This is a genomic window from Amycolatopsis anabasis (assembly GCF_009765355.1).
GTDB lineage: Bacteria > Actinomycetota > Actinomycetes > Mycobacteriales > Pseudonocardiaceae > Amycolatopsis > Amycolatopsis anabasis.
Map to the genome: position 1 here is coordinate 26,561 of NZ_VTHK01000025.1, position 14,613 is coordinate 41,173.

Consider the following 14,613-nt stretch of genomic DNA (forward strand, 5'->3'; position numbering starts at 1 on the left):
CGTGGGACGAATGTCGGCCGATGCCCTTTTCGCCCTAGCCTGAATGCTCCGTTTGGAGCCAAGCGCGCCTGGGAGGCATGGTGTCCGCGACGACCGAAGAGAAACCCGGCAGGAACCTGCTGTCGTTCCCGACTTCCTGCGCGGCGCCGCAACCGCGGCCCGGGGAACCGGTCAAGGTTGTCCCGCTGGCCATCGCCGCCGCGGGGGCGATCGCGTTGAGCTGGTACGTCTGGGCCACCTACGGCGGGAAGTTCGGTGCCCTGCTGGTGCTCGGGCTGTTCCTCGGGGTCGCGCTGTTCCATTCCCGGTTCGGGTTCACCTCGGCGTGGCGGCAGCTCATCGCCGTCGGCAACGGACAGGGCCTGCGGGCGCACGCGTTGCTGCTCGGCACCGCGGCCACGCTGATCGCGCTGATCGCCTCGACCGGCTCTGGCCTGTTCGGGGCGACGCCGAAGGTCACCGCCGGGCCGATCGGGCTTGGGTTGTTCGCGGGCGCCGCGGTGTTCGCGATCGGGATGCAGCTCGGCGGGGCGTGCGCGTCCGGCACGCTGTTCGCGGTCGGTTCCGGCCAGTCGACGATCGTGTTGACGCTGGGCGGTTTCATCGCCGGATCGGTGCTCTACACCTGGGCCTTCCCGATCTTCGACGGCTGGCCGCAGGTGTCGGGTTTCCTGCTGTCCGAGCACGTCGGCTGGTTCGGGTCGTGGGCGATCACGATCGCCGTGCTGCTCGGGATCGTGCTGCTGACCCGGGTGATCCAGGCGCGCCGGACCCCGCCGCCGGTCGACGTGGTGCCGACCGCGCGCGGGTTCGCCCGGGTGTTCCGGGGTTCGTGGCCGGTGCTGGCGGGCGCGGTGGTGCTCGGCGTGCTCGCGGCGGCGGTCTTCCTGGTGTCCGGCGGAACCTGGGGCGTGACCTACGCCTTCGGCCTGTGGGGCGCGAAGTTCCTCCAGTTGCTGGGGCTGCACCCGGAAACCTGGGAGTTCTGGCAGACCCCGGCCAACGCGAAGACGCTCGCCGGTCCGATTTGGACGGAGAAGACCAGCCTGACCGACATCGGCATCATGCTCGGCGCGGCGGTCGCGGCCGCGGCGGCGGGTGCGTGGAAGATCCGCAGCGAGATCCCCTGGCGCACCGCGGTCGCCGCGGTGCTCGGCGGCGTGCTGATGGGCGTCGGCGCGCGGCTGGCGGGTGGCTGCAACATCGGGGCGTACCTCGCCGGGATCTCCACCGGCAGCCTGCACGGCTGGCTGTGGGGCGCGTTCGCGTTGCTGGGCACCTGGATCGGCCTCCGGATCCGCCCGCTGTTCGGCCTCGCGAACCCGAAACCCTCCGACAGCGTCTGCTGAGGTTCCGACGAACGGCCGTTGTCGCTCGCGCGCGCCGGTGTGAGGATTCGGCCAGCGCCCCGGGACGGCCGGGCGCGCACGGGGAACCCTTCGGAGGAGCCATGCGCGCCTTGCTGCTGCGACTTTCCGCGACCGCGGTCGCCGTGCTGGCCGTGCTCGGCCTCGCGGCGGCGCCCGCGAACGCGGCCCCGCCCGACGACATCCGCGCCGCACTCGACCGCGTCCCCGGGCTGACCGTGGTCGCGGAGAATCCGGCGCCCGCCGGTTACCGCTTCTTCGTGCTGACCTTCCGCCAGTTCGCCGACCACCGGAACCCCGGCGCGGGCGCCTTCGAGCAGCGGCTGACCCTGCTGCACCGGGATGTCCGGGCCCCGATGGTGATGTACACGAGCGGGTACAACGTGTCGCTCACGCCGAACCGGTCCGAACCCACGCAACTGGTCAACGGCAACCAGTTGTCGATGGAGTACCGCTACTTCACGCCGTCGCGGCCGGCCCCGCCGGACTGGTCCGGTCAGCTCACCATCTGGCAGGCGGCCACCGACCAGCACCGGATCGCGACCGCGTTCAAATCGATCTACCAGGCGAACTGGCTGGCCACCGGCGGCAGCAAGGGCGGGATGACCGCGACCTACTTCCGCCGCTTCTACCCGGGCGACGTGCACGGCACGATCCCTTATGTCGCCCCGAACGACGTACTCGACCCGATCGACAACTACAACCGATTCCTGTCCCGCGTCGGCACCGACCCGTCCTGCCGAGCGGCCCTGCGCGCGATCCAGCGCGACGCGTTGGTGCGCCGCGACGAACTGGGCGCCCTTGCCGCGAAGGAAGCCGCGGAAAAGGGCTACACCTTCACCACACTCGGCTCACTCGACAAATCCCTGGAAATCGCGGTCATCGATTCCTACTGGGCGTTCTGGCAGTACCGGAAGCAGGCCGACTGCGCGAGCATCCCGGCCCCGGGCGCGCCCGCCGAGGTGCTCTACGAGTACTACGACACCACGGAAAGCCTGGTCACCTATGCCGACCAGGAACTCGAGCGGTACGTCCCGTACTACTACCAGGCCGCGGTCCAGCTCGGTTCCGGTGAATCGTACGAAAGCTACCTGCGCGATCTGCTGCGCTACCCGGGCACCAACCAGCCGTGGACCTTCGTGCCGAAATCCGTGCCGCGCAAGCATTTCGACTACCTCGCGATGCCGGACATCGATTTCTGGGTCCGCACCCAAAGCGATCGGATGCTGTTCGTCTACGGCGAGAACGACCCGTGGGGCGCCGAAGCCTTCCACCCCAGCCGCCACGATTCCTACCGCTACACCGTCCCCGGCGGGAACCACGGCGCCCGGATCGCCCAGCTCCCACCGGACCAGGCCGCCGAAGCGACCGTCACCGTCCGCCGCTGGGCAGGCGTCGACCCGGCCGCAACGCGGGTCGAATCCGCCCCGGCCGACGCCCCCGTCACCTTCGACGCCGACCCGATCATGCTCACCCGCCCCCGCCTCTAGCGTTTCCCCCAATGTGGCATTGGGGGCGTTGAAGGTACCCAATGCGGCTTTCGGGGCGTTGAATGTCCCGAAAGCCACATTGGGGGCCCACGCCCTCAGCCGGTGCGGACCGCGGGGCGGGGGCGGTTGCGCGCCGCCTGGTAGGCGGCCATGAGTTCCTCGATCACGGCGGCCGGTTCGGTGCGCAAGCGGCTAGGTAGCGTCTGCAGCACCACGATTCCCGCCGCCGCGTATCGCGCATTGCGCGCCAAGGTATCCGCGTAGCCCTCCACCTCGAAATGGAATTCGCGTGAGTCGATCTCCCAGGCGAACGCGACCGCGTCGAGCCACGCGTCCGGTTTGCCGATGTAGCCGCCCGAATGGTCGTACACCGGTACGTTGCGTTCGCATTCCGGCAGTCCGGCGCGTTTCCACAGCCACAACGCGTCGGCCTCGGCGACGGATTCGGCGCCGTCGAGCAGTTCGGCGATCGCTCGACGGGGAAGTGCCGAGCCGCGCTGGCTCCCGCGTTCCAACTCGCCGGCCAGTGCCTCCGGCTTGCATCGTCGGCGCTGCACCGCCTCCGCCAGCATGGCCCGTATCGCGTCGAAATCGCGCATGCGCCGTGCCGCGTCGAGTACGGCACGGTGCAGCGGCGCGACCGGGACCTCGTCGCGGACGACCGGCGACGGCAACCTGGTCGTGCGTTCCACCAGGGCGAAGCCGGCGCTGGTGATCTCCCGCTTGCCGGGCACCAGCAGGTGGATCTCATCCGGATCCGGTGGCGGGATGCGTTTCAGCCCGAATCTTCGTGCCGCCCATAAGCCGGTCACCATGGCGCCCTCGCCGCCGCGGAGCAGCGCGGCTCGGATGCGCTGCTCGTCGGTCGGTTCGGATGGCGCGAGCAGGATGATGCCGGGCAGCAGGCGCCGCCACGGTCCTCCCGGCAGGCACCGCCGGTAGATGGTCTTGCGCGGCACCCCGATGTCTTCGAGAGCCATCGCACGAACCACCGCTGAATTGTTCTTGTGATCCCGCACTAGCGGGTGCTGGGTCCAATGTCCACGTTTCACACGACGAGCATGCGCACACCGACCGACAAAACCCGCGTAAGGACCGCACGAAAGTCCCACTCGCATCACGGGAGTCCCCCAATGTGGCATTGGGGGCGTTGAAGGTACCCAATGCGGCTTTCGGGGCGTTGAATGTCCCGAAAGCCACATTGGGGGAATCAGGTGAGGCGTTCGAGGACCATGGCCATGCCCTGGCCGCCGCCGACACACATGGTTTCCAGACCGAACTGCTTGTCGTGGTGCTGGAGGGAATTGATCAGGGTGGAGGTGATCCGGGCACCGGTCATGCCGAACGGGTGGCCGACGGCGATCGCGCCGCCGTTGACGTTCAGGCGTTCGAGGTCGATGCCCAGGTCCCGGTAGGACGGGATGACCTGGGCGGCGAACGCCTCGTTGATCTCCACCAGGTCGATGTCGCCGATCGCCATTCCGGCGCGGGCCAGTGCCTGGCGGGAGGCTTCGACCGGGCCGTAGCCCATGATTTCCGGGGAGAGGCCGGAGACGCCGGTGGAGACGATCCGGGCGAGGGGGGTGATGCCGAGGTCGCGCGCCTTGGTGTCGGACATGATCACCAGCGCCGCGGCGCCGTCGTTGAGGGGGCAGCAGTTGCCCGCGGTGACCCGGCCGTCCGGGCGGAATACCGGCTTCAACCCCGCGACGCCTTCCAGGGTGACGCCGGGGCGGGGGCCGTCGTCGGCGGCGACCGTGGTGCCGTCCGGGAGGGTGACCGGGGTGATGTCCTTGGCCCAGAAGCCGTCCGCGATGGCCTTCTCGGCGAGGTTCTGCGAGCGGACGCCGAATTCGTCCATCTCTTCGCGGGTGACGTTCTTCAGGCGGGCCAGGTTTTCGGCGGTCTGGCCCATCGCGATGTAGACGTCCGGCAGGTCGCCGGTCTCGCGCGGGTCGGTCCAGGTTTCCGCGCCCTGTTCGGCGACGCGGGCGGTGCGGGCTTCGGCCTCGGCGAACAGCGGGTTGTGGGTGTCGGGCCAGGAGTCCGCGCTGCCGCGAGAGAAGCGGGAGACCGTTTCCACGCCCGCGGAGATGAAGACGTCGCCTTCACCCGCCTTGATCGCGTGCAGTGCCATCCGGGTGGTCTGCAGGCTGGACGAGCAGTACCGGGTGATCGTGCAGCCGGGCAGGTGGTCGTAACCGAGTTCGACGGCGACCGCGCGGCCCATGTTGAAACCCGACTCGCCGCCGGGCAGCCCGCAGCCGAGCATCAGGTCCTCGATCTCCGCCGGGTCGAGCTGGGGCACCTTGTCCAGTGCGGCCCGCACCATCTGCGCGGCGAGGTCGTCGGGTCGCATGCTCACCAGCGAGCCCTTGTTGGCGCGGCCGATCGGGGACCGGGCGGCGGAGACGATCACGGCTTCTGGCATGGCGGACACTCCCTTGTGGCGACGCTGAATCCGGTGGCGCTCAGTACTGAGCGGGCGCTTAGTACATCTTGCCGCCTGGCGGCCCCGGGTCAAACCGGAAGGCGACCCGGAACACGTTCAGCGCCGGTCCATCGGAATCTTGGCCAAGGCGACCTCGAAGCCCGCGTCCCGCACGTTCTGGGCCTCGGTGACCAGGTTCCGCCTGCTGAAGAACGGCAGCAACTCGCGCAGGTCACCTGGCCGGGGCGTGCCCATCGCGTACACGATCGACGGCTTCGGGCGGCGCCGCTGAGCCCGGCCGCGCAGGTCGTCGTGGTAGCGGTGCACGGCCTCGGCGTAGTCCGGATCGCTCGCGTAGAGGGTGGCCGAGACGCGGCCCTGCGCGAACAGGTGCGAGAGCTTTTCCGACTTGTTCATCTTCTTGACGCAGATCAGTTCCAGGTCCGGGGTGAGCAGGTCGCAGATCTCGACGGTGCCGCGCGCGCCCGGGAACCGGAAGTCCTTCTTGTCCAGCAGGGCCCAGCCGCGCTGCGCCGCGGCCGAGGCGTTGTAGGCGCCCTCGTCGTCCTTGGCTCGCCAGCGCGGAAGTTCCAGCCGCGCGTCCGGGATCGTGGCGAGCTGGGCGGCCAGGTACTCCAGCAGGCGGTGGCCGATCTCGTACCACCGGCCGTTCGCCAGCACGAAATGCCGGGCGTCCCGCCGGGTCTCGGCGGTCAGGTAGGAGAGCAGCGGCCGGGGGTGGTGCTCGTGCAGTTCGGCGTCCACCAGGCGGACTTCCAGCCGGGTGAGCGCGTCGTCGCCCGCCTGGTGCACGTGCCGGCGCACGTCGGCCAGGGTCACCTCGTCCAGCAGCCGGGTCTCCCGGTCGCCGCGGATCCGGAACCGGGTGGTCCCGCGGTCGGTGTACTCCCAGAGCTCGTCCGGCGGCGCGGTGTCCACGTCCGCGCTCGCCGACTCCCCGGCGCGGATCCGCACCATCAGGTCCCGGGTCAGGCCGCGCGCCAGCCCGCTGTCCGGGTGCAGCTCGGTGTAGTCGTCCAGGAACGGGAATTTGGCGCGGTATTCGGTCCCGGCGTAGGCCTCCAGCGCGCCGCGCAGCAGCTCCTCGAGCCGGTCGATGCTCGCGTACTCCGATTCCGGGCCGACGCGCAGCGCGATGTCGCCCCGGGTGCGCACCGCGAACTTCGATTCGCTCAGCCCGCCGAGCGAATGCACCATCTCCCGGTTCGTGTCGACCCCGAAGTCGAACATCTGCCCGGCCTGGTTCAACGCCGTGGTCGACGTGCGGATCCGGTGGCCGTAGGTGCGGCTGTGCACCCGCCGCAGGCCGTCCGCCGGGGTCCAGTTCGCGGCCACCCGGCGGCCGAAGTCGTTCACCAGCAACTCGCGCCGCAGCGCCGAGGAACCCCGGTTGAACGTGACCGCGAGGAACCGGCCGTCGATCTGCGCGAGCAGCACGGCCGAATGGCTGTAGGCCGGCTCCCAGCTGAGGTCGAACCGCTCGCCGAGGTAGGCCGCCCAGCCGGGTTCGGGGCTGACCGTGAACAGGCGCCACAGCTGGTGCGGGAAGGCCAGCCCGGGGGCCGGGGGCGCCTGCTCGAGCGGCGGTTCGCGGGGGCCGCGGGGCCGCAGCAGATCGTCGAAGGAATGGGCGTCCGGACCGAAGAGGTAAACCTTCAACTCGGTGTTCACAACGTCCTCTGTTGCCGTGCGTACTCAAGCCGCGGGCGTTCCGTAGCCAAGCCTGATCGAGTGATCCACGTGTGGCAAGCCTCGGAAGCTAGGCTGAGCGGGTGGATTACGTGGAGCATGTCGTCGACCTGGTGGGCAACACCCCGTTGGTCAGACTGAACGCACTCGCCGACGGGCTCGAGCCGCTGGTGCTCGCCAAGGTCGAGTACCTCAACCCGGGCGGCAGCGTGAAGGACCGCATCGCGCTGCGCATGATCGAGGCCGCCGAGCGGTCCGGCGAACTGCGGCCCGGCGGCACGATCGTCGAACCCACCTCCGGCAACACCGGGGTCGGGCTGGCGATGGTCGCCCAGCGCAAGGGGTACAAGTGCGTGTTCGTCTGCCCGGACAAGGTCAGCGAGGACAAGCGCAACGTGCTCAAGGCCTACGGCGCCGAGGTGGTCGTCTGCCCCACCGCGGTCGCGCCCGAGCACCCCGACTCCTACTACAACGTCTCCGACCGGCTGGTCCGCGAGATCGACGGCGCCTGGAAGCCCAACCAGTACGCGAATCCGCAGAACCCGGAAAGCCACTACCACTCGACCGGCCCGGAGATCTGGCGCCAGACCGAGGGCCGGGTGACCCACTTCGTCGCGGGCGTCGGCACCGGCGGCACGATCTCCGGCACCGGCCGCTTCCTCAAGGAGGTGTCCGACGGGAAGGTGCAGGTCATCGGCGCCGACCCGGAGGGCTCGGTCTACTCCGGCGGCTCCGGGCGCCCCTACCTGGTCGAGGGCGTCGGCGAGGACTTCTGGCCGGACACCTACGACCGGAACATCGCCGACCGGATCATCCCGGTCTCGGACGCCGATTCCTTCACCATCACCCGGCGGCTCGCGCTCGAGGAGGGCCTGCTGGTCGGCGGCTCGTGCGGGATGGCCGTGGCCGCCGCTCTGCGGCTGGCCGAAAGCAGCGGCCCGGATGACGTGATCGTGGTCCTGCTGCCCGACGGCGGCCGCGGCTACCTGACCAAGGTGTTCAACGACACGTGGATGTCGTCCTACGGGTTCCTCCCGCCGGATTCGACCGGCGCCACGGTCGGGGACGTGCTGCGGGCCAAGACCGGTTCGCTGCCGGATCTGGTGCACACGCACCCGAACGAGACCGTCGCGGAGGCGGTCGCGATCCTGCACGAGTTCGGGGTCAGCCAGATGCCGGTGGTCAGCGCCGAGCCGCCGGTGATGGCGGCCGAGGTGGTGGGCGCGGTGAACGAGCGCGAACTGCTGGACGCCCTGTTCACCGGTAAAGCCGGATTGGCCGACCGGTTGGACAAGCACATGTCGCCGCCGCTGCCTACCATCGGGGCAGGCGAGCAGGTGGGTTCCGCCATGAAGGCGCTCTCCGACGCCGACGGGGCCCTCGTGCTGGTCGACGGAAAGCCTGCCGGGGTGGTCACCAGGCAAGACCTGCTCGGCTTCCTCGCCGGGCGGTGAACTGGGTTTCATCGTGTGGCCGGGCCGGGGCGTTACGAGCGCCCGGGTCGGCCATCCGATAGCGTGTGCCCGAGTTAAGTTTTCAGGTCCTCGTCAAGGGGGTTCAAGACCCACATGAGTGCTCCGCAGCCACCGAACCAGCCGTGGGGTGGCGGGCAGCCACCGCAGGGCCCTCCGAGTGGCCCCCAGCAGCAGCAAGACAGTCCGTTCGGCTCGCCGGAGCCGACCCAGGTGGTGCAGCCTGGCCAGCCGCAACAGCCGCAGAGCGGCCAGTTCGGTGACACTCCGGAACCGACCCAGGTCGTGCAGCCCGCCCAGCCGGGCGCCGACCCTGGCGCGACGCAGGCGGTGCCGCCGTCCACGGGTGAGGCCACCCAGATGGTGAATCCGGTGCAGGGTGGTGGCGCCCCGGGCGCGGAGTCGACGCAACTGGTGCCGCCGGGCTCGCAGCCGCCGCCCGCGATCCCGTACGCCCCGCCGCCGAGCGCGGCGGACAACCCGGCCGCGATGAACCCGCAGGGCGGCTTCGGGCAGCAGCCGGGTGGCTTCGGCCAGCAGCCCGGCGGGTTCGGCCAGCAGCAGCCCGGGCCCTACGGCCAGCCGGGCGGGTTCGACCCGAACCAGCCGGGCCAGCCCGGTGGCTTCGGCGGCCCGCCCCCGCAGCAGGGCTTCGGCGCGCCGCCGCCGGGATACGGCCCGCCCCCGGCGAGTGGGGGTTCGGTCAGCAACAACCAGCTCTTCGGCTACATCGCGGCGGGTGTGCTCGCGCTGTTCGGCCTGCTGGCCCTGATCTTCTTCTTCGTCGACATGTTCGACGGCGACTTCAGCGACTACGCGGACAACGTCGGCAAGGCGTCCGAGGCGGACATCCAGCGTGCCAAGGACGCCAACCAGTGGATCTCGCCCACCGCGCTGAACATCTACTACATCATCGTGCTGCTGGCCTCGCTCGGCACGCTCGCGGCATCGGTCTTCACCTTCCTGAAGAACAAGATCGCCTCCATCATCGCCACGGCGGCCGGTGCCGTGCTGCTGATTGTCGCGATCCTGATCATGATCCAGTTCGCGATCGACATCCCGGACAGCGCGCGGATCAAGTTCGGCAACGGCCAGGTCGTGTACCTGATCGCGGGCATCTTCGTGCTCGCGGTCGGCGTGCTGGGCCTCCTCCCGCAGACCGCGCAGTTCGTCGGCTTCGGCGGGGGCGGCCCCGGTGGCCCGGGTGCTCCCGGCGGCCCGCAGCAGTTCGGCCAGCCCGGTCAGCCCCAGCAGTTCGGCCAGCCCGGTCCGTACGGGCAGCCGGGCCAGCCCGGTCCGTTCGGGCAGCAGCAGCCGGGTGGCGGCCAGCAGCCGGGCGGGCAGAACCCGTCCAGCGGCGGCTTCCCGCAGCCCGGTGGCTACGGCCAGCCGGGGCAGCAGCAGCCGGGGACCCCGCCGCCGGGCTTCGGCCAGCCGGGCCAGTTCGGTCAGCCGGGTCCGTACGGCCAGCAGCCGCCGGGTGGTGGCCAGCAGCCGGGCGGGCAGAACCCGTCCAGCGGCGGGTTCAACCAGCCGCCGCAGCAGTGGTGAGCGACTGACGCCAGTTCCCGGTGCCCCCGGCCTTTCCCGGCCGGGGGCACCGGTGTTTTCGCGGTCGGTAACCGATGGCACACAGCTTCTCCCAAACCCGTGTGGTGAGCCCGTACCCGCGGTTAGGGTGAGCGCCTACCACTCGTACTCAGTCGATGGGGGCGTTGTGAGCACTCCGTACGGCGGCTACGTTCTCCCGAAGCGGCCCAACGGCGCGACCGCGATCATCGCCGGGATCCTCGCGCTCGGGCTGGCCTTCGTCCTCGGTTACCTCCCCGTCCGGTACTTCATCGACATGCCGTCCGGGTTCGGCCTGGGCGATCTGCCCGGCGAACTGCTCACCATGCTCGGGCTCTACCTGGCCGCCGCGATCTTCCTGCTGATCGGCGCGCTGGTGACCTTCCTGCGCGCGCTGACCGGCGCGGTCCTGCTGCTCATCGGGGCGCTGCTGACGCTCGCCGCGGTGCTGCTGGAACCCGCGCTGATGTACCACGGCGACTTCGGCACGTACTTCCAACTGGTCTTCGAGTTCGAACTGGACGACGCCTCGTTCGTGCGCGCGGCCGGGCTGGTGTTCGGCCCGATCACGTTCTTCCTGACCGTCCTGCCGCCGACGTTCCGGTATCTGCGCTTCCAGCCGTCCATGGTCCCGGCGTACGGCCCGCCGCCGGAGTATCCGCGACAACAGGGCTGGTGAGGAAACGACAGTGAGCTATCCGCAGTACCCGGGAGCGCCCGGATACCCGCCCCCGCAAGCCGGTTACCCGTACCCGGCGATGCCGCGGAAACCGAGCGGGGGCACCGCGATCACCGCGGGCGTGCTCGCCGTGATCGTCGGGCTGTGGCACCTGGTGGGCCTCGTCCGGACGGTCGTGCACCTGGTGGGCCACCGGTTCTTCCTGCCCGGGCTGATCATTCCGACGGTGCTGAGCCTCGTGCTCGCGGTCCTGGTGCTGCTCGGCGCGTTGCTGTTGTTCCTGCGCAAGCCCGCGGGCCGGTTCCTGGTGATCACCGGGGCCGCCCTGGGCATCCTGTACGGCCTGGTCATCCTGGTCCTCGACCTGACCGACGCCCGGCTGGGCGGGCTGCGGTTCGGGATGACCCTGGAATCGCTCCTGGCGCACCTGTTCGAGGTGGCCGTGCTCGTGCTGGCGTGCCTGCCGCCGACCGGTCGCTGGGTGCGGCACCGAGTGCTGCCGACCGGGTATCCCACGCCGTATCCCGCGCCGCCGCCCGGTTACCCGCCACAGGGCTGGTGAGGGACGGCGTGAACTACCCGCAGTACCCCGGAGCGGCCGGGTATCCGCCGCCCGCGCCGAGCGGGGGCACCGCGATCACCGCCGGAGTGCTCGCCCTGCTCGGCGGGCTCTGGCACCTGCTGGGCGTGGCCGGCCACGCGATCGCGCTGGGCGACGGGAGTTATGCCCTCGGTCGCCTGGCGCTGGCGTTGCTGGTGCACCTGCTGCTCGCCGCCGGGCTGCTCACCGGCGGCACCCTGCTGCTGGTCCGCAAACCCGCCGGTCGCCTCCTGGTCCTCGTCGCCGCCTCGCTGGCGTTGTGCGCGTACCTGGCGGATCTGGCACTTTCCCTGGCGGGGCAAGGTTTCCTCACCGCACTGGCCCTCCCGCGTGGACCCGCGCTGCTCGTCACCAGTCTGCCCGCCATCGCCACGATCGTCCTGGCGAGCCTCCCGCCGACCGCCCGCTGGGTGAAACACCACAAGCCGGTCCCGCCTGGCGGATCGGGTCCGCACTGGTCGTAGGCTGGACGGCATGGTTGACGACGCCTCCAGGTTCGGTTTCGAGACACGCGCGATCCACGCCGGACAGACGCCCGATCCGCGGACCGGCGCGGTGATCGTGCCGATCTACCAGACCTCCACCTACGCCCAGGACGGCGTGGGCGGCACCCGCGAGGGCGACTACGAGTACTCGCGCACCGCGAACCCCACCCGCACCGCGCTCGAACAGGCACTCGCCGCGCTCGAAGGCGCCCGGCACGGGCTGGCGTTCGCGTCCGGCATGGCGGCCTCCGACGCGGTCCTGCGCGCGGTGCTGCGCCCCGGCGACCACCTCGTGCTCGGCAACGACGCCTACGGCGGCACCTTCCGGCTGATCGACAAGGTGCTGACGTTGTGGGGCGTCGAGTACACCGTCGCCGATCTGACCAAAGTGGACGAAGTCCGGGCCGCGATCCGGCCGGAGACCAAGCTGATCTGGTGCGAGTCCCCGTCGAACCCGCTGCTCGGCATCGCCGACCTGGCCGCGCTCGCCGGGGTGGCCCACGACGCGGACGCCCGGCTCGTGGTGGACAACACCTTCGCCACGCCGTACCTGCAGAACCCGCTGGCCCTCGGCGCGGACATCGTGCTGCACTCCACCACCAAGTACCTCGGCGGTCACTCCGATGTGGTCGGTGGCGCGGTGCTGACCGATGAGGACGAACTGCGCGAGCAGTTGTTCTTCCTGCGCAACGCTTCCGGCGCGGTGCCCGGCGCCTTCGACGCGTGGCTGACGCTGCGCGGCATCAAGACCCTGGCGGTCCGGATGGAACGGCACTGCGACAACGCCGAGCTGGTGGCCGAGGCGCTCGCCGCGCATCCCAAGGTCACGAAGGTGTACTACCCGGGCCGCGACGACCACCCCGGGCACCAGGTCGCGGTGAAGCAGATGCGCCGGTTCGGCGGGATGGTTTCGTTCACCCACGCCGACGGCGAACAGGCGGCGCTGGACGCGTCCGCGCGCACCGAGCTGTTCATCCTGGCGGAGTCCCTGGGCGGGATCGAGTCGCTGATCGAGCACCCGGGCCGGATGACGCACGCGAGCGTCGCCGGATCGCTGCTGCAGGTGCCCGCGGAGCTGCTGCGGCTCTCGGTCGGGATCGAGGACGGCCGGGACCTGGTCGCCGACCTGCGGGCCGCGCTGGGGTAGTACCCGGGGCTACGGCCGGTAGTTGTGGTGGGCCTCGGCGGGGAGGGACGCGCCGAAATCCTGGTTCGGCGCGTTCACCTGGGGGAGTTCGCTCCCGCGCACGCAGCCGCCGATCAGCTCGACGTGGTCGTCGTGGCGGATGTACTGGGCGGGATCACCACAGGTCGCCTGTTCGACGGTGTAGAAGGCGGCGCCGGTGAGGGCAGCCGCCGAGATGACGGCCGCGACCAGCGGCATCGCACCGGCAGTCCGGGCGGCGCGACGAGATCTCGCTCTGCCCGGTTCGTTCCCCCTTAGCATGTTCGCTCCCTGACTCGCGCCCTTTGTCACCAATGGCCCGCCCCACAGACTACCCGGAGCCCGGCGGTGTCACTTCACGTGTCATTTACTGGCATCATCCGGTGTCATGCGGCTGGTGAGCGTTGATCAGGTCCGGCAGGCCCGCCGGTTGCTCGAGGGGGTGGTCCGGAAGACGCCGATGGAGCACGCGCGCGATCTGCGCAAGATGCACGGCGGCGCGGTGCACCTGAAATGCGAGAACCTCCAGCGCACCGGCTCCTTCAAGATCAGGGGCGCCTACACGCGCATCCACGGGCTGAGCGAGGCCGAGCGGGAGCGCGGGGTGGTGGCCGCCAGCGCGGGCAACCACGCGCAGGGCGTCGCGCTCGCGGCCGCGCTGCTGGGCACCCAGGCGACCGTGTTCATGCCGGTGCGGGTGCCGCTGCCGAAGCTCGCGGCCACCCGCGGGTATGGCGCGGACGTGCACCTGCACGGGGACGTGCTGGAGGAGACCCTCGCCGAGGCGATCGCGTTCTCCGAGAAGACCGGTGCGGTGTTCATCCACCCGTTCGACCACCCGGACGTCATCGCCGGGCAGGGAACCGTCGGGCTGGAACTGCTGGAGCAGGTGCCCGACGTGACGACCGTGCTGGTGGCCACCGGCGGGGGCGGCCTGGTCGGCGGGGTGGCCTCCGCGGTGAAGGCGCTGCGCCCGGACGTCCGCGTGGTGGGCGTGCAGGCGGAGGCGGCCGCGGCCTACCCGCCCTCGCTGGCGGCCGGGGAACCGCGGCGGCTGCGCAGCCTGCAGACCATGGCCGACGGCATCGCGGTGGGGGAACCGGGGCCGGTGAGTTACGCGCATGTCGCCAAGCTGGTGGACGACGTGGTGACGGTGACCGAGGAATCGCTGTCCCGGGCCGTGCTGCTCTGCCTGGAGCGGCGGAAACTGGTCGTCGAACCGGCGGGCGCGGCCGCGGTCGCCGCGCTGCTGCAGCACCCAGGCGCCTTCGAACCGCCGATCGTCGCGATCCTGTCCGGCGGGAACGTCGACCCGCTGCTCCTGCTGCAGATCATCCAGCACGGGATGACCGCGGGCGGGCGGTACCTGAAGTTGCGGCTGCGCGTGCCGGACCGTCCGGGATCGCTGGTGAGCGTGCTGTCCCGGGTGAGCGACCTCGGCGCGAACGTGCTGGACGTGGAGCATTCGCGGATCTCCGGCGCCCTGGCCCTCGGCGAGGTCGAAGTGGCGCTCAACCTGGAGACCCGGGGCCCCGAACACTGCGCGGAAGTCGCCGCCGAACTCCACCACGCCGGGTTCACCGTCGTTTCATGAGGGGACCCCTCCAGACGAAATTTGTCCGGAGGGGTCCCCTCATGAAACTT

The 14,613-nt window shown here is 70.5% G+C and carries 13 protein-coding genes; 9 read left to right on the forward strand and 4 right to left on the reverse strand.

Going from position 1 to position 14,613, the window contains the following annotated elements; all coding sequences use genetic code 11:
* Positions 1 to 77 precede the first annotated feature (77 nt).
* Together FXO23_RS28850 and FXO23_RS28855 are read left to right on the forward strand one after the other, a co-directional pair.
* Entirely contained in the window at positions 78 to 1,349 is a 1,272-nt protein-coding gene (locus FXO23_RS28850; RefSeq protein WP_179956904.1) for a YeeE/YedE family protein, read from the forward strand.
* A gap of 101 nt (positions 1,350 to 1,450) precedes the next feature.
* Positions 1,451 to 2,857, forward strand: coding sequence for a S28 family serine protease (locus FXO23_RS28855; protein ID WP_158888621.1), 1,407 nt, complete (start codon positions 1,451 to 1,453; stop codon positions 2,855 to 2,857).
* A 95-nt stretch (positions 2,858 to 2,952) separates the two neighbouring features.
* Here the strand turns inward: FXO23_RS28855 and FXO23_RS28860 are convergent, their stop codons facing one another.
* From FXO23_RS28860 to FXO23_RS28870, 3 genes are all read right to left on the reverse strand, one after another.
* Entirely contained in the window at positions 2,953 to 3,837 is an 885-nt protein-coding gene (locus FXO23_RS28860) for a hypothetical protein (RefSeq protein WP_179956905.1), read from the reverse strand.
* 230 nt (positions 3,838 to 4,067) lie between these two features.
* Positions 4,068 to 5,288 carry an acetyl-CoA C-acetyltransferase gene (locus FXO23_RS28865; RefSeq protein ID WP_158888622.1) on the reverse strand — a complete coding sequence of 407 codons (1,221 nt, stop codon included), beginning with the start codon at positions 5,286 to 5,288 and terminating at the stop codon, positions 4,068 to 4,070.
* Between the two features lie 117 nt (positions 5,289 to 5,405).
* Complete coding sequence (locus FXO23_RS28870; RefSeq protein WP_158888623.1) at positions 5,406 to 6,980, reverse strand: DUF6119 family protein; 1,575 nt, start codon at positions 6,978 to 6,980, stop codon at positions 5,406 to 5,408.
* 101 nt (positions 6,981 to 7,081) lie between these two features.
* On the opposite strand from FXO23_RS28870, the gene FXO23_RS28875 reads away from it, so the two are divergent.
* The 6 genes from FXO23_RS28875 (at position 7,082) to FXO23_RS28900 (ending at position 12,951) form a co-directional block, all read left to right on the forward strand.
* Entirely contained in the window at positions 7,082 to 8,452 is a 1,371-nt protein-coding gene (locus FXO23_RS28875) for a cystathionine beta-synthase (protein ID WP_158888624.1), read from the forward strand.
* A 114-nt stretch (positions 8,453 to 8,566) separates the two neighbouring features.
* On the forward strand, positions 8,567 to 10,021 hold the full coding sequence (locus FXO23_RS28880) for a hypothetical protein (protein WP_246257977.1): 1,455 nt from the start codon (positions 8,567 to 8,569) through the stop codon (positions 10,019 to 10,021).
* A gap of 166 nt (positions 10,022 to 10,187) precedes the next feature.
* Complete coding sequence (locus FXO23_RS28885; protein WP_158888625.1) at positions 10,188 to 10,718, forward strand: hypothetical protein; 531 nt, start codon at positions 10,188 to 10,190, stop codon at positions 10,716 to 10,718.
* Positions 10,719 to 10,728: 10 nt separating this feature from the next.
* Positions 10,729 to 11,280: a hypothetical protein gene (locus FXO23_RS28890; RefSeq protein ID WP_158888626.1), complete on the forward strand. Its 552-nt coding sequence runs from the start codon at positions 10,729 to 10,731 to the stop codon at positions 11,278 to 11,280.
* Positions 11,281 to 11,288: 8 nt separating this feature from the next.
* Complete coding sequence (locus tag FXO23_RS28895; RefSeq protein ID WP_158888627.1) at positions 11,289 to 11,783, forward strand: hypothetical protein; 495 nt, start codon at positions 11,289 to 11,291, stop codon at positions 11,781 to 11,783.
* 10 nt (positions 11,784 to 11,793) lie between these two features.
* The gene (locus FXO23_RS28900) at positions 11,794 to 12,951 is read left to right on the forward strand and encodes a cystathionine gamma-synthase (RefSeq protein WP_158888628.1); all 1,158 of its coding nucleotides are present in this window, start codon (positions 11,794 to 11,796) and stop codon (positions 12,949 to 12,951) included.
* Between the two features lie 9 nt (positions 12,952 to 12,960).
* Here the strand turns inward: FXO23_RS28900 and FXO23_RS28905 are convergent, their stop codons facing one another.
* Positions 12,961 to 13,251, reverse strand: coding sequence for a hypothetical protein (locus tag FXO23_RS28905; RefSeq protein ID WP_246257979.1), 291 nt, complete (start codon positions 13,249 to 13,251; stop codon positions 12,961 to 12,963).
* Between the two features lie 106 nt (positions 13,252 to 13,357).
* Between FXO23_RS28905 and ilvA the strand changes: the two genes are divergently transcribed.
* A complete protein-coding gene (ilvA, locus tag FXO23_RS28910) occupies positions 13,358 to 14,563 on the forward strand; it encodes a threonine ammonia-lyase (protein ID WP_158888629.1) in 1,206 nt (401 codons plus the stop codon).
* Positions 14,564 to 14,613 lie beyond the last annotated feature (50 nt).